Genomic DNA, 20,751 nt, shown 5'->3' with positions numbered 1-20,751 from the left:
CGAGCAGGCTCACTCCTACATTGGAATGCGATCACCTGTAGGAGTGAGCCTGCTCGCGATAAGGCCGGCACATACACTAGATATTTCTAGGGTTGTTCCCCGGAGAACAAACATGACTGACACGCCAATGTCCCCCACCGAATTCGAAGCGGCCCTGCGCGCCAAAGGCGCCTATTACCACATCTATCACCCGTACCATGTGGCGATGTACGAAGGCCGCGCCACTCGCGAACAGATTCAGGGCTGGGTTGCCAACCGCTTCTACTATCAGGTGAACATCCCCCTGAAGGACGCAGCGATCCTCGCCAACTGCCCCGACCGAGAAATCCGCCGCGAGTGGATTCAGCGCCTGCTCGACCACGACGGCGCCCCCGGTGAAGATGGCGGCATCGAAGCCTGGCTGCGCCTTGGCCAGGCAGTCGGTCTCGACCCGGATCAACTGCGCTCCCAGGAGTTGGTCTTGCCCGGCGTACGTTTCGCCGTCGATGCCTACGTCAACTTCGCCCGCCGCGCCAGTTGGCAGGAAGCCGCCAGCAGCTCGCTGACTGAACTGTTCGCGCCGCAGATCCACCAGTCGCGCCTCGACAGCTGGCCGCAGCATTACCCGTGGATCGACCCGGCCGGTTACGAATATTTCCGCACCCGCCTCGGTCAGGCGCGTCGAGATGTCGAGCACGGTCTGGCGATCACGCTTGAGCACTACAAGACCCGCGAAGGCCAGGAACGCATGCTGGAAATTCTCCAGTTCAAACTCGACATTCTTTGGAGCATGCTCGATGCCATGAGCATGGCCTACGAACTGAACCGCCCGCCGTATCACAGCGTCACCGCAGAACGGGTCTGGCACAAAGGAATCACCTTATGAGTTTCGATCGCAGCAAAGTCCCGACCTGGCGTCCCGGCTACCGCTTCCAGTACGAACCGGCACAGAAAGGCCACGTGCTGCTCTACCCGGAAGGCATGATCAAGCTCAATGAATCTGCCGCGCTGATCGGCGGTTTGATTGACGGTCAGAGCGATGTCGCGGCAATCATCGCCAAACTCGATGAGCAGTTCCCCGGCGTGCCCGAGCTCGGTGACGACATCGAGCAATTCATGGAGGTTGCCCGTGCGCAGCACTGGATCGAACTTGCCTGATCTGCCGCCCAAGCCCGAGGTCGGCCTGCCGCTGTGGCTGCTCGCCGAGCTGACTTACCGCTGCCCGCTGCAATGCCCGTACTGCTCCAATCCGCTGGATTTCGCCGAGCAGGGCAAAGAGCTGAGCACCGAACAGTGGATCAAAGTGTTCCGCGAAGCGCGGGAGATGGGCGCGGCGCAACTGGGCTTTTCCGGCGGCGAGCCGCTGGTACGTCAGGATCTGGCCGAGCTGATTCATGAAGCGCGGCAGTTGGGTTTCTACACCAACCTGATCACCTCCGGTATCGGCCTGACCGAGCAGAAAATCAGCGACTTCAAAAAGGCTGGCCTGGATCACATCCAGATCAGTTTCCAGGCCAGCGACGAGCAAGTGAACAACCTGCTCGCTGGCTCGAAAAAAGCCTTCGCGCAAAAGCTGGAAATGGCCCGCGCAGTGAAGGCCCACGGCTATCCGATGGTGCTGAACTTCGTCACCCACCGGCACAACATCGACAAGATCGACCGCATCATCGAGCTGTGCATTGCGCTCGAAGCGGATTTTGTCGAACTCGCCACCTGCCAGTTTTACGGTTGGGCACAGCTCAATCGTGTCGGCCTGTTGCCGACCAAAGAGCAACTGGTGCGCGCCGAGCGCATCACCAACGAGTACCGCGCGAAGCTGGAAGCCGAAGGGCATCCGTGCAAGCTGATTTTCGTCACCCCGGATTACTACGAAGAACGCCCCAAAGCCTGCATGAACGGCTGGGGCAGTATCTTTCTGACGGTTACCCCGGATGGCACCGCCCTGCCCTGCCATGGCGCCCGACAGATGCCGGTGCAATTTCCCAATGTGCGCGATCACAGCATGCAACACATCTGGTACGACTCGTTCGGCTTCAACCGCTTCCGTGGTTACGACTGGATGCCCGAGCCGTGCCGCTCGTGCGACGAGAAAGAAAAAGACTTCGGCGGCTGCCGCTGTCAGGCGTTCATGCTCACCGGTGATGCGAGCAATGCCGACCCGGTGTGCAGCAAGTCCGAACATCACGGCGTGATTCTCAAGGCCCGCGAAGAAGCCGAGACTGCCACTCAAACCATCGAACAACTGGCCTTCCGCAATGAACGAAACTCGCGCCTCATCGCCAAAGGCTGAGCCTTTCAGCGCCTCGCAAGCCGTCGCCGCCGGCATGGATTTCGCTGAACTGCAACTCGGCGCCAATGGGCTGTTCTGGAACGAATACCGCCCGGAAGATGCCGCGTGCCGGATCTGGCATTGGCGCGATGGCGTGGCGAAATGTCTGACGCCGAATGGTTTTAGCGTACGCAGTCGCGTGTACGAATATGGCGGTGGCGCGTTTTGTCTGACGCCGGATGGGGTGGTATTCGTTGCTGAGACGGATCAGCAGTTGTATCGCCAGACGCTGGGTGGTGAGCCAGAGGCGCTGACGTCGGGAGAGTGCCGTTATGGCGATCTCCATTTTGCCTTCGGCCAGGTGCTCGCGGTGGAAGAAGAGCGTGATCAGCATCGACTGGTGGCGATTGATCTGGCTGACGGCGCACGACATTTGTTGGCTGCGGGCGCGGATTTTTATGCGGCGCCAATCATCAGTGCGGATGGCCAGCGCTTGGCGTGGATCGAGTGGAGCCGGCCGCATCAACCGTGGACGTCGACCCGGTTGATGGCGGCTGAGCGCTTGGCTGATGGTGCATGTGGGCCTTCGCGATGCGTTGCCGGTGGTGAGATTGAAGAATCCATTCAACAGCCACGATTTGATGCTGAAGGTCGGCTGTATTGCCTGACCGATCGCGGTGGATTCTGGCAACCGTGGGCAGAAACTGCCGACGGTTTGAAACCATTAACCGCTGCGTCAGCCGATCATGCCCCCGCGCCATGGCAACTGGGCGGCTGCACCTGGCTGCCGTTTGAGGATTCGTTTTTAGCCAGCTGGAGTGAGGGCGGTTTTGGCCGCCTGACCCTCGGCGACGAAGACTTCACTGGCGACTACAGTCGCTTCCGTCATCTCGCTTTTGATGCACAATTTATTTACTGCATTGCAGCTTCGCCGATCAGTCCTTCTGCGGTCATCGCCATTGATCGGGCGACGCGCAAAGTGAACGTGCTGGCCGGCGGTGTGGCGCCTTTACCCGCAGAGCGCATCAGCCGTCCGCAAACCCTGTGCTACCCAAGCGGTTCGGGCAAAGCGCATGGGTTCTTTTATCCGGCCATGAGCGGCGAGACAAACCCGCCGCTGGTGGTGTTCATCCACGGCGGCCCGACATCAGCCTGCTACCCGATGCTCGACCCGCGCATTCAATACTGGACGCAACGCGGCTTCGCCGTGGCCGATCTCAACTATCGCGGCAGCAGTGGTTATGGCCGCGAATATCGGCAGGCCTTGCATCTGAGCTGGGGTGAAGTGGACGTCGAGGATGCTTGTGCGGTGGTGAGTCATCTCGCCGTCCAAGGTTTGATCGACGGTGATCGCGCATTCATTCGTGGCGGCAGCGCAGGTGGCTACACCACGTTATGTGCGCTGGCGTTCAAGCAAGTTTTCCGCGCTGGAGCGAGTTTGTACGGCGTCAGCGATCCGGTTGCATTGGCTCGAGCTACGCACAAATTTGAAGGTGATTATCTGGACTGGCTGATCGGCGATCCCGAGCAAGACGCCGAACGCTACGCCGCCCGCACGCCGTTGTTGCACGCAAACAACATCCGCGTACCGGTGATTTTCTTTCAGGGTGAACTGGATGCCGTGGTCGTGCCGCAACAGACCCGCGACATGGTCACGGCGCTGGAGCAGAACGACATCTCCGTCGAAGCGCATTACTACCCCGACGAACGCCACGGCTTCCGCCGCGCCGCCAATCAGGCGCATGCGCTGGAGCAGGAGTGGAAGTTCTATCGGCGGGTGATGGGATTTACAAACTGAAACCCTCTTCCTGTAGGAGCTGCGGCACGCTGCGATCTTTTGATCCTGATCCTCGAATTAAAATCAAAAGATCACAGCGTGCCGCAGGTCCTACAGGTTTATGCCGCTGACTCAACGCTTGGCGATGATGTACACCGCATGCACGATCCCCGGAATATACCCGCACAACGTCAGCAGAATGTTCAACCAGAACGCCCCGCCAAACCCGACCTGCAGAAACACGCCCAGTGGTGGCAACAGAATAGCGATGATGATGCGAATGAAATCCATGGGGCAGCTCCTGTATGGGGGTTGGCTCACTTGAGCCATACAAGCTAATCGACCCGCACCGTTCGTCAGGGTTCAGTGCAACTGCCATTTGATCGCCACCACCTCACAAAAAAACGCCCCACGCCAAAAGAATCAGGCGTGGGGCGTGCGTTATACCGCGAGACGGTTCTGGAAATCGGGTAGGAAAGTTCAGCTCAGACGGCAATCCCTTTACGGCATTGCAGTTGCGCGGTGCGCACTCGCGAGAACGCGCGGCCCAGGCGCAGGAGCATTTCGTCGATGTTGGTTTTGCTGACAGTGAGCGCCGGGGTGAAGCGCAGGCAGTTGGCTTGCGGAGCGTTGAGCAGCAAGCCTTCGTGAAGGGCGGCGTGGACCACGGCCTCGGCGCAATCGTCTGACAGGGTCAGTCCGTAGAACAGACCTTGGCCACGCAGTTCGCCGTGGTCGTAGCGGTGCGCCAATCGTGCGAGGCCTTCGCGCAGATGCTGGCCATGATCGTTGACCTGCTGCAGAAAGCTGCGGTCGTACACACTGTCGAGCACCACCAGACCAGCCGCTGTCATCAGCGCATTGCCGTGGTGCGTGCCGCCCAGTTCACCCGCGTCGAAACAACACGCCTTGCCCCGCGCCAGCAGCGCCGCCAAGGGCACACCGCCGCCAAGGCCTTTGCCGAGCACGACGATATCGGCGCGTACGCCATAGGACTGTTCGGCAAGCAAGGAGCCACAGCGACCGATACCGGTTTGCACTTCGTCGAGAATCAGCAGAATGCCCAGCTCTCGGCACAGACGTTCAACACCTTTTAGATAATGCCCGGTCGCCGGCACCACCCCCGCATCGCTCTGGATCGGCTCAAGCATGATCGCCACGGTTTGCGCATCGACCGCCGCGTGCAGGGCCGGCAAGTCGTTGAACGGCACCAGATCGAAACCCGGCAGCAACGGCGCGAAACGGTTGTGCAGGTTGCAGCTGTCGGAGGCGGAAATCGTCGCCAGACTGCGTCCGTGACAACCCTGCTTCGCGACAATGATCCGCGAGGCGCCGCCGCGATGCAGTTGCCCCCATTTGCGCGCGAGTTTGATCGCCGCTTCACAGGCTTCGCTGCCGCTGTTGAGCAAGTACGCCTGATCGCTGAAAGTGGCGGCGCAGAGGCGCTCGGCGAGGCTGAGCATGCCGCGATTGTGCAGATTGAAGCCGGGATTGATCAGTGCATGCGCCTGACTGCTGATGGCTTTGACCAATGCTGAAGGACTGTGACCGAGACTGTTGGCGCCACCGGCCTGGGAAAAGTCGAGGTACGCACGATCGTTGTTGTCCCACAACCAGGAACCCTGACCACGAACGAACACCTGTTGCGGCCGTTCGACGCTGGGCATCAGGCGTTCGGTGCTCAGATTTTCGTTGATATCAGAAGGATCAGCCTCAAAGGCGAGGTCATCAAGACTCGGCGTCTGGCGCCGCAAACTGAACATATTCATTGAAAAACACCGCGTTTAAGGTGTTTTGAACTGCCTATGCAAACACTGTCGAAGCGAACGCTATTCATCGCGCTTTCTGGCCCTGTAAGCCTTGTGAATGCGGTTAGACTAGGCTCACTGAGGCCTGCGGGCCATTTCGATTTACCAGCATTTTCGATAAGCGTTACTTATGGATTTCAAACAAATGCGTTATTTCGTCGCGGTCTACGAAGAAGGCCATGTAGGTCGCGCCGCCGAACGCCTGTCGATCTCGCAACCGGCACTGTCGCAGCAGATCCGCCAGCTCGAGCAGAACCTCGACGTTACCCTGTTCGAGCGCAGCAGCAAGCGTCTGCTGCCAACCCTCGCCGCGCACACGTTGTACAACCACGCCTTGCCGCTGCTCGACGGATTGCAGCGGGCGCGTGAAGCGTTGGGCAACTTCAAGGGCCAGGCCTTGCGCACACTGGCAATCGGCGTGCTGCAAACCGTTCACACCAGTCTCGTTCCGCAAATGCTTGAGCGGGTGCGCAAGGCGCAGCCGCATCTGGTGGTGCAGATCTATGAGTTGACTGGACTTGAGATCGAGCGGCGTTTGCTAAATGGTTCTTTGGACATTGGCATCAGTTATCTTCCGCCGCGCCAACCGGGTCTGCACGGCGTGATGCTCTACGAAGATGAACTGACGCTGGTCATCCCGGCGGATCATCCGCTGCGTGAATTCAAGAAAGTTTCGATGCGCCAGGCGGCTGAACTGCCGATGTTGCTGCTGGGCGAAGAGTTTCAGATCCGCCAGATCTGGCAGGCGCAACTGACCGCTCTGGGGCGACGTCCACAGGTGCAGGCAGAGCTGAACAATATGGTGGGGATACTCGACAGCCTGCCGCACACCAAACTGGCGACGGTGCTGCCGGGGCGTTCGCAAAAGGAGTACGACGATCAGGATCTGCTCTGGAAACCGCTGAGCGAACCGCGCGTGCCGCTGAAAGTTGGGTTGGTCTGTCGCGATGTGCAGCGCCAGCAGGCACCTTTGGCACTATTGCAGACATTGCTGGAGGAAGTGATGGAGCGCGAAGTGAAGCCGGCGCTTGATCCGCTGGCCTGACTACTTTTCTGCAGGCAAAAGAAAACCCCGCCGAAGCGGGGCTTTGCAGACTGTTTCCCTGACATCCATTTCACTCCGCCACCCTGGCAGAATCCTACGTGTCCGTGTTGTTGCTTTGCGCTTCCTGCGCGACGTCCATGAAATGTAGATTAGCCGTGGATCCAATCTACGCATATGGGAGAACAGCAGCACGTCATGTAAGAGAATGCTTACATGACGTCATCGCATCAGAATTGCGCCGCATCCAGCAGGAACAGCGACTCGCTACCGGCCTTCACCGACGCACTCAACGAGTGAATACGCGGCAGCAAACGGGCGAAGTAGAAGCGCGCGGTGCCCAGTTTGCTGGCATAGAAATCGTCTTGCGCTTCTTTGCCCAGCGAAGCTTTGGCCATCAATGCCCACATGTAGGCGTACGCTGTGTATCCGAATGCTTGCAAATATTCGACCGAAGCGGCGCCGATTTCGTTCGGGTTGTTTTTCGCCCGATCCAGCAGCCACGACGTCAGCTCGTCGAGGGTGTCGACGGCATCGTTCAGCGGTTTGGTGAATTCGCCCAGATCGGCGCTGGCCGTTGCGGTGAAATGACGGATTTCGTCAGCGAACAACTTGTAGAACGCGCCGCCGCTGCCAACGATCTTGCGCCCGACCAGGTCCAGCGCCTGAATGCCGTTGGTGCCTTCGTAGATCTGGGTGATGCGCACGTCACGCACCAATTGCTCCTGACCCCACTCGCGGATGTAGCCGTGGCCGCCGAAAATCTGCTGGCCGTGCACGGTGGTTTCCAGACCCAGATCGGTAAGGAATGCCTTGGCCACCGGCGTCAGCAACGCGACCAGATCTTCCGCACGTTTACGGGTGGTGGCGTCTTCGCTGAACTTGGCGGTGTCGAGTTGCATCGCCACGTAGGTGGAGAACGCACGGCCGCCTTCGTTCGAGGCTTTCATGGTCAGCAGCATGCGCCGCACGTCCGGGTGGACGATGATCGGGTCAGCGACTTTGTCTTTGTTCTGCGCGCCAGTCGGCGAACGGCTTTGCAGACGGTCGCGGGCGTATTCGACGGCGTTCTGATACGAACGCTCGCCGGTGGCCAAACCTTGGATGCCGACGCCCAAACGCTCGTAGTTCATCATGGTGAACATCGCGGCCAGACCTTTGTTCGGCTCACCGACCAGATAGCCCACGGCTTCATCGAAGTTCATCACACAGGTCGCGGACGCCTGGATGCCCATTTTGTGTTCGATCGAACCGCAGTTCGCCGGGTTGCGCGCGCCGAGGCTACCGTCGGCGTTGACCATGAACTTCGGCACGAGGAACAGCGAGATGCCCTTAGGACCGGCCGGGGCGTCCGGCAGCTTGGCCAGCACCAGGTGAATGATGTTTTCGGTGAGGTCGTGTTCGCCGCCAGTGATGAAGATCTTGGTGCCGCTGACTTTGTAGGAGCCATCGGCCTGAGGCTCGGCCTTGGTACGGATAATCCCCAGATCGGTGCCGGCGTGCGGCTCGGTCAGGCACATCGAGCCGGCCCAGACGCCGGCGTACATGTTCGGCAGGTACGCAGCTTTCAGCTCTTCGCTGGCGTGAGCGTTGATCGACAGGCAGGCGCCGGCGGTCAGCATCGGGTACAGACCGAACGACAGGCTGGCGGAGTTGACCATTTCTTCGACTTGCGCCGACACGGCTTTGGGCATGCCCATGCCGCCGTATTGCGGATCGCCACCGACGCCAACCCAGCCGCCTTCAGCGTACGTCTGATAAGCCTGTGGGAAACCAGCCGGCGTGGTAACGGCACCGTCCTTCCAGTGGCAGCCTTCTTCGTCGGCAGCGCGGCTCAGAGGTGCGATGCTTTTGCTGGTGACTTTGCCGGCCTCTTCGAGAATGGCTTCAACGGTTTCGGCGTCGACGGTCTCGGCCAGGGCCGGCAGTTCGGCCCATAGTTTGGCGACTTCGAACACTTCATTGAGGACGAAGCGCATATCGCGCAGCGGCGCTTTGTAGTCAGCCATGGCAAACCTCGCAAGATCTAAACAGGTGATTCGTGGAATGATGTTTTCGTTGAGCCCGAGTGTACCTCAACAACTTTTGCGACACATAGGGTCAACCGATGACCGATTTGTTATTTTTAGTCACTAGAAAAAATCGCAGCCTCCGCCACCTCCTACAGGTAAAACTCGATCCCGTGCAGGAGCTGTCGCAGGCTGCGATCTTTTGATCTTCCTTAAAGCGCAAACATTTCAGCCGGCAACTTCATCAAGCAATCACTGCCCGCCTCGATCGCCGCACGATGCGCCGCCGTACGCGGCAACAAGCGCTTGAAGTAAAACTCGCAGGTCGCCAACTTACCCCGCAGATAATCCGCCTCGCCCTCGCCGGCCTCCAGTTGCGCCTGCGCTACCAGGCCCATGCGCAACCACAGATAGCCAAGGATGATGTAACCGCTGTACATCAGGTAATCCACCGACGCTGCGCCCACTTCATCCGGGTTCTTCATCGCCGCCATGCCGACCTTCATCGTCAGGTCGCCCCACTGCTGGTTCAGCTCATTGAGTTGCGCAACGAAACCGCCCAGTTGCGGGTGTTCGACGTTGGCCGCGCAGAACTTGTGGACGATTTTGGTGAAGCCACGCAACAACTTGCCCTGACTGCCCAGCACCTTGCGCCCAAGCAGATCCAAGGCCTGAATGCCATTGGTGCCTTCGTAGATCGGCGCAATCCGACAGTCGCGAACCAACTGCTCCATGCCCCATTCACGAATGAAGCCGTGGCCACCGAATACCTGCATGCCGTGGTTGGTCACCTCCAGGCCGGTGTCGGTCATGAAGGCCTTGCAGATCGGCGTGAGAAACGCCAACAGGTCTTCGGCCTCCTGACGCGCCTCGGCATCGCTGCCCAGATGCGCGACATCGAGCAACTGCGCGGTGAAGTAGGTCAGCGCCCGATTGCCTTCGTTAAAGGCTTTCATGGTCAGCAGCATGCGCCGCACGTCCGGGTGGACAATGATCGGGTCGGCAGGTTTATCCGGGGCTTTGGCGCCGGTCAGCGCACGCATCTGCAAGCGGTCGTTGGCGTATTTGATCGCGCCCTGGAAGCTTGCTTCGCCCAGACACAAACCCTGCATGCCGGTGCCTAGCCGCGCGTGGTTCATCATGGTGAACATGCAGTTCAGTCCCTTGTTCGGCTCACCGATCAGATAGCCCTTGGCGCTATCGAAGTTCAGCACACAAGTGGCCGAAGCCTTGATGCCCATCTTGTGTTCGATCGAACCACAGGAAACACCGTTGCGCTCGCCCGCTTCACCCGCCGTATCGGGCAAGAACTTCGGCACGATAAACAGCGAAATCCCTTTGGTCCCGGCCGGCGCGTCCGGCAGTTTGGCCAGCACCAGATGGATGATGTTGTCGCTCATGTCGTGCTCGCCGGCAGAGATGAAAATCTTGCTGCCGGTGAGCGCATAACTGCCGTCAGCCTGGGGCACAGCGCGGGTCTTGATGATCCCCAGGTCAGTGCCGCAATGGGCTTCGGTCAGGCACATGGTGCCGGTCCACTGGCCGGCGGTGAGTTTGCTCAGGTAGGTGTCTTTCTGCTCGGCGCTGCCATGGGCATGGATCGCCGACATCGCGCCGTGGGTCAGGCCCGGGTACATGCCCCAGGAAGTGTTGCTGGAGCCGACCATCTCGCTGATCACCAGCCCAAGCGAACTCGGCAAACCCTGGCCGCCGTAGGCCGGATCCGCCGCCAGACCGTGCCAGCCGCCTTCCACGTATTGTGCGAAGGCTTGCTTGAAGCCTGCAGGCGTTGTCACCACGCCGTTGTCGAAATGGCAGCCCTCTTCATCACCGCTGCGATTGAGCGGCGCGAGCACGTTCTCACAGAACTTCGCGCCCTCTTCGAGGATCGCGTTGATCATGTCCGGGCTGGCGTCGTGCGCGCCAAGGGCGGCGTAATTGCTGTGGAAGTCGAAGACGTGATCAATCAGAAAGCGCATGTCGCGCAGGGGGGCTTTGTACTCAGGCATGGTGGCTTCTCCGTCAGCAGATTTCTCCAACCTACTGCCGGCCACCACACCCCACAATCACTGTGCAGACGCTGAATGCGCCGTCATCACTCAACCTGCGGCAGCGTCCATGCGCACCGCACCACGGCGGTTTTGTCCGTACGCCATCACGCAGTTACGCCCCGCACCTTTTGCGGCATAGAGCGCCTCGTCGGCGGACTTCAGCACTTGTTCCGGGTTGCGCTGCTCCACTCGTTCAGCAACACCGATGCTGACCGTGACCGAAACACTGGAGGCACCCGAGCCAGCGCGGCGCTGGCGACCTTGCTGATCATCCTGCGGACGGTTTTCCTGATTGCGCAGTTGAATGTTGTAGGAAGCAATCGACTCGCGGATCACCTCAAGGTGCGGCATGCACTCCTCAAGGGTTTTGCCTGCAAACACCAGGGCGAATTCCTCACCGCCATAACGATACGCCCTACCGCCACCGCTGATTTTCGACAGTTTGCTGGCGACCAGACGCAAAACCTGGTCACCGACATCGTGGCCGTGGGTGTCGTTGAATTTCTTGAAGTGATCGACATCGCTCATCGCCAATACGTAGTTGCGACCGAGGCGTTGCATCCGCTCGTTGAGCGCGCGGCGGCCCGGCAGACCGGTGAGTTCGTCGCGGAAGGCCATCTGATAAGCCTCGTGCGCAACCGCAGCGGCAATCATCAACATCACCTGGCTGCACATGATGTTCAGGGTGAACGGCAGGATGAAGGTTTTCGGCAGCATCCAGAACACGCCGAGCAGGCCAACCAATTGCGCCGCATGCAGCGGACGTGGATTGCGCCAGTATTGCCAGGCCAATAGCAGGAACGCCGAGATGAACACTGGATACGAGAGCTGGATCAGACTCATCCACGCGCCGTGCAGCGCCGGCCAGCGAATTTCCGAGAGCCACATCAGCAATGCCTGGGGATAACTTTGCTCAAGCCCCAATGCCACGCTGCCAAAGGCCAGCAACACGGCGAACCGCGCGACCATGTCCTGGAATAGATGTGTACGTTCCTGCCATGCGGCGAACAAGCCGAACAACAACGGCAACAGCAGGCAGACGAGGTGGAAGACCACCGCAGCGTCTTCGCGGACCTTGCCGTTGTCGCGGTAATAGTCGGTCTGGGTGTCGAGCAGAAAGTAGGCGATGTACACCGTGAGCATCAGAAACAGCTCGCGCTGACGGCGGTAAACCGCGCAATACGCGCCGCCCAGCAACAGCACCAACGTCGGCAACACGTTGAACAGCGAAGTGAAGAACACGCTGAGGTCTTTGACGTACGCAGCTGCCAACCCCGCTAGTAACAACAGCAGTGATGGCAGGAAATGACTGAAACGTACAGCGGAAGAACGCGGCAAGGGTAAAGCTCCGACCCGTCATAGCAAAGAGATGGCATTGTGCCTGCAATGCGTGCAGTTAAGCACACACAATGTGATCCAGATCACACGCAGTCTCTTTAACGGCAGAAAACCTGACTATCTGAGCGATTTGCCAAGTTTTTTGCCCGATTTGCCGTGCTGGCCATCATCACTGATGGCCAGGCTTGAAAATATCCCTCACAGATCGTTGTAGAACGGCAACAACGGCCCCTCCGCCGAACTCCGGCCCTCGGCCCCGTATGGCTTGAGCGAGAACAAAGCGTCAGCCGCTTGCCGGGTGGTGACTTTCGGACTGGCCGGACGCTGGGTCACGGCGTTTTCATCGCCGATCTCGCCCTGCGGAAGAACCAGCGATGGATGATCGAACGGCGCCCGCTCCCAGGCCACGCGCGGATCGGTCAGGCCGACTTCCATGAATTTCACCAGCGCGTCGATTTCTTCAGGCGTCAGGTTGAGATTGGTCATGTCCGGATCGAGATTTGAGGTGTTGTGCTGATTCGCCGAAGGATGCTCGAAACCGCTGGTGTTGTTGGCGTCTTCGCCGCGACGGTCGCCGCCACGGTTGTAGAACTCCATCACCTGCTTGAGCGTGGCGCGGCTGCCGTTGTGGAAGTACGGCCCGGTCAGCGCGATGTTACGCAAGGTCGGCGTCTTGAAGGCGCCGTCGACCGAATCACGGAAGTTGACGTTGGGCTTGAGCGTGGCGTCGCACGGAATCGCTGCGCTCAGCGGCACCTCGAAGGTGCAGACATCGACGTCCAGCGGATCGGGGATGCTGCCGCCTTGCAACAGCTTGTTGTACTGGCGGCTGAACGACCATGGGTTACCCCAGGCATCCGAGCCACCGAGCGCGAGGTCTTCTGAGGTCGGACGCACACCGGTGTTGTAGAAACCGTTGTCGTAAAGGGTGATCAGGTTATCGGCCATGACCATGCGTTCGATGCGTTCACGCGGGTGCATCAGCAGGCGGCTGGCCGCGTTGGTCAGCTCCGCGCCGCCGTGGCAATTGACGCATTTGCCCTTGCCGAGGAACAGATTCATGCCCTGAACCTGCTGCGCGTTCATCGCGGTTGAATCGCCTTGCAGATAGGCATCAATCGGCGCCTGGTCAGAGATCAGGGTGGATTCGTACATCTGAATCGCCAACCCGAAGAACAGCGGGAAGTTGGCTTCCATCTGTGTATACGGTGCACCGCCCACCAGCACATTTTGCGTGGCGTTCCACAGGCGTGGCTGGAAGGCATTTTTGATCAATTCGCGATAAGTCGGACGCCGCGCGCCGGATACCGAAGCGAGCACGGAGTCGTTGGAAGATATCCGCTGTTGCTTGAGCATCAACTGATCAAGCATGCGCCGGCCGATGTCGGCGAAAGTGCGGCCACCGCAGGACATTTCCACCCCGCTCCCGGGCGGACCTACTGCTTGCGACGCGGCAGAAGCATCGTTGAGCGCCAGCCGGACTTTGCTTGCCACGGTGCTGCGCTCGCTGGTCACGTAAATCGCCGCATCAGGGTCGCGATTGCCGAACGGCGAGAAACCGTTAAACACGTTATTCGCCCGTCCGTCCCAAAAGTTGCGCACATTGAACGCTGCGTTGATCACCGACGGCGCGTTGCGCCCGGTGCTGCGGCGCACGTTGATGCCGCCGACCTGGAAGATGCCGTCAGGCTGCTGGGTGCATTTGTCGAAACGCGGCTGGTTGGGTTTGACGAAATTGGCGTCGAATACGCCTTGGGAGCCGATCACGTCGTCCGTCGAGTAAACAATCGGCGAGTTGCGCTCCAGTGGATTACTCAACACATGGGTCGGGAAGTCGTTTTTCTTCAGTGTGTAGTTCGGCCCGCCCTTGCCGCCGGACAGCGTTGCGTAGGACGCCACATCGCCGGGAATATCCGACGCTACAAAGGGTTTGTTGAAGATCGAAGCGACGTTGGCATTGGTGTGCGCCTGGCCGGGGTTGAGCTGGTTGGTGATGCGGTGATCGACGCCGGCGTGGTAATGGCAGGAGGCACACGCCGTGGCGCCGTCGCTGCCGACTTCCATGTCCCAGAACAGCGCTTTGCCCAGCAGGATTGCGGCGGACCGGTTGAGCACGTAGTCGGTCATCAGGTCGACTTTACGGCCACCCTCGGTTCCTGAGGGATCGGGCGGAACCATGCCTCGCAGTGATTGCAGGCTCGGCACTTCCGGCACCGGCGGATCCACTTCCACAGGATCAGCCGCCATGGCGCCGCAGGCACTTAGCGTGAGGGTTAACCCGACAAGTCGACAGATGTTCATATGCTTCACCCTGACGTTGTTGTTATGAGTTCGCCGGGCGAGAGGCGTCGTGAAACAGGACAGGATTTCTCGTGAGCGCCGGTTAATCTGCGCAGTGCAATTAATTGGCCACTCTTCTGAGAAACATTTTGAATCAATAAACACTGAGGCTGCGCGCTGTCAGCTCACCGTTTCTGCTGGGGAAACATCCCCAGTGTTGGGGGTAAATCCAGCGCAAAAAAAACCGCCGCCCCCCAAGGAGCAGCGGTTTTTCAAAAGACCACGTTAAGGCTTAGTAGCCCAGTGCGAAGTCTTCTTCTTTCATGTCCATCAGGTTGTTGGCGCCCGACAGCATGGTGGCCACGTGAGTACGGGTGCGTGGCAGGATGCGCTGGAAGTAGAAGCGCGCGGTTTGCAGCTTGGCGGTGTAGAACGCCGCGTCGCCACTGCCTTCTGCCAGCTTCTCGGCTGCTACACGCGCCATGTCGGCCCAGAAATAAGCCAGGCAGGCATAACCGGAGTACATCAGGTAGTCCACAGAGGCCGCGCCGACTTCTTCGCGATCTTTCATGGCAGCCATACCGACCTTCATGGTCAGCTCGCCCCACTCTTTGTTGATTGCCGCCAGCGGTGCGACGAACTCTGCAACGGCTTCGTTGCCTTCGTTGTTCTGGCAGAACTTGTGGACGATCTTGGTGAAGCCCTTCAAAGCCTCGCCTTGCGTCATCAGCACTTTACGGCCCAGCAGGTCGAGTGCCTGGATACCGGTGGTGCCTTCGTACAGCATCGAAATGCGGCTGTCGCGAACGTTCTGCTCCATGCCCCACTCGGCGATGAAGCCGTGGCCGCCGTAGATCTGTACGCCGTGGTTGGCGGACTCAAAACCGACTTCGGTCATGAACGCCTTGGCGATCGGGGTCATGAAGGCCAGCAGTGCGTCGGCTTTCTTTTTCTCTTCTTCATCGACGCCGTATTTGACGATGTCGACCTGTTTGGCGGTGAAGTACACCATCGCACGGTTGCCTTCGGCGAACGCCTTCATGGTCAACAGCATGCGGCGTACGTCAGGGTGCACGATGATCGGGTCAGCGGCTTTGTCCGGCGCTTTCGGGCCCGTCAGGGAGCGCATTTGCAGACGATCGCGAGCGTATTTCAGACCGCCCTGGAAACCGATCTCGGCGTGGGCCAGACCTTGCAGCGCGGTACCCAGACGTGCGGTGTTCATAAAGGTGAACATGCAGTTCAGGCCTTTGTTCGCTGGGCCGATCAGGAAACCGGTAGCGCCGTCGAAGTTCATCACGCAAGTGGCGTTGCCGTGGATACCCATCTTGTGTTCCAGCGAACCGCAGCTTACTGCGTTGCGTGCACCGACGGTGCCATCAGCATTGGGCATGAACTTTGGAACGATGAACAGCGAGATGCCTTTGGTGCCAGCCGGTGCGTCCGGCAGGCGGGCCAGCACGATGTGGACGATGTTGTCAGCCATGTCGTGTTCGCCGGCCGAGATGAAGATCTTGGTGCCGGAAACTTTGTAGGAACCATCAGCCTGAGGTTCGGCCTTGGTGCGCAGCATGCCCAGGTCGGTACCGCAGTGCGGTTCGGTCAGGCACATGGTGCCGGTCCATTCGCCGGAAACCAGTTTGGTCAGATAGGCTTCTTGCTGCTCTGGGGTGCCGTGCTCGGAGATGGTATTCATCGCGCCGTGCGACAGGCCTGGGTACATGCCCCACGACCAGTTGGCTTCGCCAACCATCTCGCTCACTGCCAGACCCAGCGACTCCGGCAAGCCTTGGCCGCCGTGCTCAACATCGTGCGCCAGGCTTGGCCAGCCGCCTTCAACGAATTGCTTGTAAGCCTCTTTGAAGCCGGTCGGGGTTTTCACGCCGGACTCGCTCCAGGTGCAACCTTCGAGGTCGCCCACGCGGTTCAGCGGCGCCAGTACCTGCTCACAAAACTTGGCGCCTTCTTCGAGAATGGCGTCAACCATGTCCGGAGTTGCGTCTGCGCAAGCCGGAAGGCTCTGATAGTGCGCTTCGTAGCCGAGCAGTTCGTCACGAACGAAGCGAATATCACGCAAGGGGGCCTTGTAGTCAGGCATAGCGATAAACCTCTGCTGATGTAACCGGGAATGAACGACCGTGTTGATTTGTTGTGACGGTCAAACAGTTGTTTGAAACATACGTTTACGCCGAAATCTTGTCAAGCGTCGATCTTTTGCCGTTCGTCATCGCATCTTTCAAACGCCGGACACAGCAAACCGCCATGCGCTCGATCGAGTCACGGGGGCTGAAAAAAGATTAGTTGAGGGAGAAGGACTTACAACGAAAAACGCCGCGACAAAGCGCGGCGTTCAGGGGGCAGATGGCGAAAAATCAGGCAAAGGTGTCGATGATCGTACCGAGCATTTCGTCGGAAGCTTTGGCGACTTTTACGCCCAGCTCCACTTGAAACTTGCCTTGGGCCATTTGCACCATGTCGCTGCCCAGGTCCATTTGCTGGCTGCGATCAACGCCACGCAGACGATCGACCTGCGCTTCCGAAGACTGGCTGGTGACTGAACGCTCAATGGTGTTGTTGGCAATCTGGCTGGCGGCCTGATCAACGCGGTTCTGCCCGCTCTGAATCGAGCTCAGACCTGCATAAAAAGCTGTGTTACCGGAGATTTCCATAACAGTTCTCATCCTTGGGAAGGATCAATGGCGTCATTGAACCAGAGGCGCCAGAAAAACACCCGTCAAAAACACTAATGGCACAGTGCCTGCCCATAGAGAAAAGCTTAGTCGAGCAGATCCAGTTGCAAATGATCCGCTACCGCTTCGGCACTCAAGCTCTTGAGTTTCGGCACGCGCCCCAGACATGGCGCCGGAATTCGCTCGGCCAATGTGGCGAGGTTCTCCTCAAGCCGCGAAGTCTTCGGATCGATGATATTCGCCACCCACCCGGCCAATTGCAGCCCATCACGGGCAATCGCCTCGGCCGTCAGCAAGGCATGACTGATGCACCCCAGCCGCACACCCACCACCAGAATCACCGGCAGCTTCAACGCAATCGCCAGATCCGACAGATTGTCCTGATCCGCCAACGGCACCCGCCAGCCACCCGCGCCTTCGATCAAAGTGAAGTCGGCGTTCATCGCCAGAATCTCGCGCATCGGCGCCAGCAACGATTGCACGGTCAACGCTACTCCGGCCTCACGCGCTGCCAGGTGCGGAGCGATCGCAGGCTCGAACGCCACGGGATTGACCTGTTGATAAGTCAGCGGCAGCGAACATTCGGCCAACAGCGCCAACGCATCGGAATTGCGCAGCCCCTTCGGCGTCACTTCGCACCCTGAGGCAACCGGTTTGCCCGCCGCGGTACTCAAGCCCGCTGACCGCGCCGCATGCAGCAATCCGGCAGCCACCGTGGTCTTGCCGACGTCAGTGTCCGTTCCGGTGATGAAATAGGCTGCGCTCATACGGGTTTCTCCAACACGGCGTAGACCACCTGATAAGTCGCCGGCAATCCCGACGCTTCACGGAATTGCTCGTAAGCTTCCACCAGCCCGAGAATCCGCGCCCGTCCGGTCAAACCACCGGGCCGTCCGGGATTCAGATTGTGCGCACCCAAGGCCTTCAATTCATGAGTCAGGCTGCGCACATCGGGGTAATGCAGCACGTGAGGCTGATTCTCCAGGCTCAACGTACGCAAGCCACTGGCCGTACACCGTTGCTCATAACGGGTGAACTCGCGGAAGCGGTTGACGTGCACCATTCCGTCGACCTGCCGCCAGCTGTCGCGCAACTCGAACAACGTCCCTACACAAAGACTAGCAAACGCAAAAATCCCACCCGGTTTCAGTACGCGAAAGGCTTCGCTGAGCACCGCATCGAAATCCGCGCACCATTGCACCGCCAGGCTGGAAAAAATCAAGTCGCAAGTCGAGTCCTGCAACGGCAGACGCTCAGCATCGCCAGCAATGAAGTACTCAGCGCCGCCCAACGGCCGCGCGTGATCGAGCATGCCCTCGGCAATGTCCAGCGCCAGACCATGGCCCTCGGCAAAACGCGCGGCCAGTGCCCGGGTGAAATAACCGGTGCCACAGCCCAGATCCAGCCAGCGCGACGGTGAAAAATCCGCCGGCAAGCGTTGAAGCAATTGTGTTCCAACATCACGCTGCAACTCGGCGACGCTGTCGTAGCTGGCCGCCGCACGAGAGAAAGAGGCCGCGACCTGACGTTTGTCAGGCAAGCCGCCGGGCAGCACAAGAGACAAATCAGTCATCACCGCACTCATGTAGAAAAGCCTGGATAGCGCCCGCCAGTCCGTGGGGATCTTCCAGAAGAAAAGCATGACAGGCCTGTTCGATCAGACCGATTTCGATATCCGGTAAAAGGACGAACAACGCCCCCGCCGCTTCCGCCGGGACCAGAGCGTCCTGTCCGGCGAACAGATGAAATTGCGGGCCGCGAAATGCTTGCAGTGCTTCGCGGGTGTCCAGTTGCGCGAGCAGTTCCAGGCCCGCCATCAACGCCGACGGCGCCGTGTGCGGTGCGCCGCCGAGCATCAACCGCGACAAGCCGCGCGCATCTTGTGCACCTTGAGCACAGAGCAGCGAAAAACGTTTGAGGGTCAGCCGAGGATCGGCCTGGCAACCGGCGAGAAACGCATCGAAGGTTTCGCCGGGCATCGCGGTTGGCCACTGTTCATGGGCAACGAAGGAAGGATTGCTCGCCAGCGTCAGCAATCCGCAGCAACGCTCGCCACGGCGCGCCGCCAGTTCGGACGCGAGCATGCCGCCCAGCGACCAGCCACCGAGCCAGACGTCTTGTGGAATGCGTTCATCAAGTTCATCGAGCCAGTCTTGCAGGTCGCTGGAATCCAGCTCCGGCAACGGCTCGATTTCCACTTTCAGATGTTCGTCGAGCCCTTGCAAAGCGGCGGCCAGAGGCTCCATCGGCGACACACCGAGGCCCCAGCCGGGCAGCAGAATCAGGCGATTACGCATGGCTTGGCTCCGACGACAGTTGGGCAAAGCAATCGGCCAGTCCCTCTAACAATAGCTGCACCTGCGCCTCGCTGTGGGCGGCGGTCAGGGTCACGCGCAAGCGCGCGCTGCCGGCGGGCACGGTCGGTGGGCGGATGGCGGTAACCATCAGCCCGCGCTCGCGCAACATCTGCGACAGGCGCACCGCGCGCCCGGCATCGCCGATCATGATCGGCTGGATCGGCGTGAAGCTGTCCATCAACTCCAGACCGATCTGCTCAGCGCCCTGGCGGAATTGGCGAATCAAGGTCTGCAGATGTTCACGGCGCCAGTGTTCAGTGCGCAGCAGCTCCAGACTTTTCAGGGTCGCGCAGGCCAGCGCTGGTGGCTGGCTGGTGGTGTAGATGTACGGACGGGCGAACTGGATCAGGCTTTCGATCAGCTCTTCGCTGCCCGCGACGAAGGCGCCAGCAGTGCCGAAGGCTTTACCGAGGGTGCCGACCAGTACCGGCACGTCCTCCTGACTCAAACCGAAATGCTCGACGATGCCGCCACCGTTCGCACCGAGCGGCCCAAAACCGTGAGCGTCATCGACCATCAGCCACGCGCCTTTGGCCTTGGCTTCACGAGCCAATGCCGGCAGGTCAGCGAGATCGCCGTCCATGCTGAACACGCCGTCGGTGACTACCAGCGTATTGCCGGTGGCTTTCTCAAGACGCTTGGCCAAGCTCACCGCGTCGTTGTGCAGATAACGATTGAAACGCGCGCCGGACAACAGACCCGCGTCCAGCAGCGAAGCGTGATTGAGGCGATCTTCCAGCACCGTATCGCCCTGCCCGACCAGCGCCGTAACGGCGCCAAGGTTGGCCATGTAGCCGGTGGTGAAAAGCAGCGCACGCGGTCGACCGGTGAGATCGGCCAGCGCTTCTTCCAGAGCATGGTGCGGGCCGCTGTGGCCAATCACCAGATGCGAGGCACCGCCACCGACGCCCCAGCGTTCAGCACCGGCGCGCCAGGCTTCGATCACTTGCGGATGATTGGCCAAGCCCAGGTAATCGTTGTTGCAGAACGCGAGCAATGGTTTGCCGTCGACCACCACTTCAGGCCCCTGCGGGGACTCAAGCAGCGGTCGCTGGCGATAGAGATTTTCGGCACGACGGGCAGCAAGGCGTGCGGCGAGATCGAAAGACATGCAGGCCTCGACTTTCAAGTGACACAGATCCCTTGTGGGA

Annotated in this window: 17 protein-coding genes; 5 read left to right on the top strand and 12 right to left on the bottom strand. The window is 59.8% G+C overall.

The features are described from left to right. The first annotated feature begins 112 nt into the window (after positions 1 to 112). Genes pqqC through H8F23_RS17900 form a run of 4 tightly spaced genes read left to right on the top strand, consistent with a single transcriptional unit; the run spans position 113 to position 4,046 of the window. Positions 113 to 865: a pyrroloquinoline-quinone synthase PqqC gene (gene pqqC, locus H8F23_RS17915; RefSeq protein WP_194935272.1), complete on the top strand. Its 753-nt coding sequence runs from the start codon at positions 113 to 115 to the stop codon at positions 863 to 865. Continuing rightward, positions 862 to 1,137 carry a pyrroloquinoline quinone biosynthesis peptide chaperone PqqD gene (gene pqqD / locus H8F23_RS17910; protein WP_186616312.1) on the top strand — a complete coding sequence of 92 codons (276 nt, stop codon included), beginning with the start codon at positions 862 to 864 and terminating at the stop codon, positions 1,135 to 1,137. The genes pqqC and pqqD overlap by 4 nt, the downstream gene beginning before the upstream one ends. After that, a complete protein-coding gene (gene pqqE, locus H8F23_RS17905; RefSeq protein WP_228759287.1) occupies positions 1,130 to 2,269 on the top strand; it encodes a pyrroloquinoline quinone biosynthesis protein PqqE in 1,140 nt (379 codons plus the stop codon). Before pqqD ends, pqqE begins: the two co-directional genes overlap by 8 nt. Then, complete coding sequence (locus H8F23_RS17900) at positions 2,235 to 4,046, top strand: S9 family peptidase (RefSeq protein ID WP_194935271.1); 1,812 nt, start codon at positions 2,235 to 2,237, stop codon at positions 4,044 to 4,046. The genes pqqE and H8F23_RS17900 overlap by 35 nt, the downstream gene beginning before the upstream one ends. 111 nt (positions 4,047 to 4,157) lie before the next feature. Here the strand turns inward: H8F23_RS17900 and H8F23_RS17895 are convergent, their stop codons facing one another. Next, positions 4,158 to 4,316, bottom strand: a complete 159-nt coding sequence (locus H8F23_RS17895; protein ID WP_003228885.1) for a YqaE/Pmp3 family membrane protein — start codon at positions 4,314 to 4,316, stop codon at positions 4,158 to 4,160. Between the two features lie 194 nt (positions 4,317 to 4,510). Beyond that, entirely contained in the window at positions 4,511 to 5,794 is a 1,284-nt protein-coding gene (locus H8F23_RS17890; RefSeq protein WP_194935270.1) for an aspartate aminotransferase family protein, read from the bottom strand. Between the two features lie 169 nt (positions 5,795 to 5,963). Between H8F23_RS17890 and H8F23_RS17885 the strand changes: the two genes are divergently transcribed. Next, complete coding sequence (locus tag H8F23_RS17885) at positions 5,964 to 6,878, top strand: LysR family transcriptional regulator (protein ID WP_194935269.1); 915 nt, start codon at positions 5,964 to 5,966, stop codon at positions 6,876 to 6,878. Positions 6,879 to 7,105: 227 nt separating this feature from the next. On the opposite strand, the gene H8F23_RS17880 is transcribed toward H8F23_RS17885, so the two are convergent. The 10 genes from H8F23_RS17880 to bioF all read right to left on the bottom strand — a co-directional run bounded on the left by H8F23_RS17880 (position 7,106) and on the right by bioF (position 20,711). Further along, on the bottom strand, positions 7,106 to 8,884 hold the full coding sequence (locus H8F23_RS17880; protein ID WP_194935268.1) for an acyl-CoA dehydrogenase C-terminal domain-containing protein: 1,779 nt from the start codon (positions 8,882 to 8,884) through the stop codon (positions 7,106 to 7,108). A gap of 212 nt (positions 8,885 to 9,096) precedes the next feature. Beyond that, complete coding sequence (locus H8F23_RS17875) at positions 9,097 to 10,893, bottom strand: acyl-CoA dehydrogenase C-terminal domain-containing protein (RefSeq protein WP_194935267.1); 1,797 nt, start codon at positions 10,891 to 10,893, stop codon at positions 9,097 to 9,099. A 90-nt stretch (positions 10,894 to 10,983) separates the two neighbouring features. After that, positions 10,984 to 12,273, bottom strand: coding sequence for a GGDEF domain-containing protein (locus H8F23_RS17870; RefSeq protein WP_194935266.1), 1,290 nt, complete (start codon positions 12,271 to 12,273; stop codon positions 10,984 to 10,986). Between the two features lie 198 nt (positions 12,274 to 12,471). Next, the gene (locus tag H8F23_RS17865; RefSeq protein WP_194935265.1) at positions 12,472 to 14,574 is read right to left on the bottom strand and encodes a cytochrome-c peroxidase; all 2,103 of its coding nucleotides are present in this window, start codon (positions 14,572 to 14,574) and stop codon (positions 12,472 to 12,474) included. 271 nt (positions 14,575 to 14,845) lie between these two features. Continuing rightward, positions 14,846 to 16,651, bottom strand: a complete 1,806-nt coding sequence (locus H8F23_RS17860) for a phenylacyl-CoA dehydrogenase (RefSeq protein ID WP_194935264.1) — start codon at positions 16,649 to 16,651, stop codon at positions 14,846 to 14,848. A gap of 274 nt (positions 16,652 to 16,925) precedes the next feature. Next, positions 16,926 to 17,222, bottom strand: a complete 297-nt coding sequence (locus tag H8F23_RS17855; RefSeq protein WP_093429944.1) for a pyrroloquinoline quinone biosynthesis protein PqqE — start codon at positions 17,220 to 17,222, stop codon at positions 16,926 to 16,928. Between the two features lie 107 nt (positions 17,223 to 17,329). Beyond that, entirely contained in the window at positions 17,330 to 18,010 is a 681-nt protein-coding gene (gene bioD / locus H8F23_RS17850; protein WP_095050294.1) for a dethiobiotin synthase, read from the bottom strand. Continuing rightward, positions 18,007 to 18,816 carry a malonyl-ACP O-methyltransferase BioC gene (gene bioC, locus H8F23_RS17845; protein WP_194935263.1) on the bottom strand — a complete coding sequence of 270 codons (810 nt, stop codon included), beginning with the start codon at positions 18,814 to 18,816 and terminating at the stop codon, positions 18,007 to 18,009. Before bioC ends, bioD begins: the two co-directional genes overlap by 4 nt. Next, positions 18,809 to 19,540 (bottom strand): alpha/beta fold hydrolase, encoded by a 732-nt coding sequence (locus H8F23_RS17840; protein ID WP_095050292.1) that lies wholly within the window; start codon positions 19,538 to 19,540, stop codon positions 18,809 to 18,811. Before H8F23_RS17840 ends, bioC begins: the two co-directional genes overlap by 8 nt. Further along, a complete protein-coding gene (gene bioF / locus H8F23_RS17835) occupies positions 19,533 to 20,711 on the bottom strand; it encodes an 8-amino-7-oxononanoate synthase (RefSeq protein ID WP_137217376.1) in 1,179 nt (392 codons plus the stop codon). Before bioF ends, H8F23_RS17840 begins: the two co-directional genes overlap by 8 nt. Positions 20,712 to 20,751 lie beyond the last annotated feature (40 nt).

This window comes from Pseudomonas neuropathica, from assembly GCF_015461835.1.
GTDB lineage: Bacteria > Pseudomonadota > Gammaproteobacteria > Pseudomonadales > Pseudomonadaceae > Aquipseudomonas > Aquipseudomonas neuropathica.
This window is presented reverse-complemented; position numbering and strand designations above follow the sequence as displayed.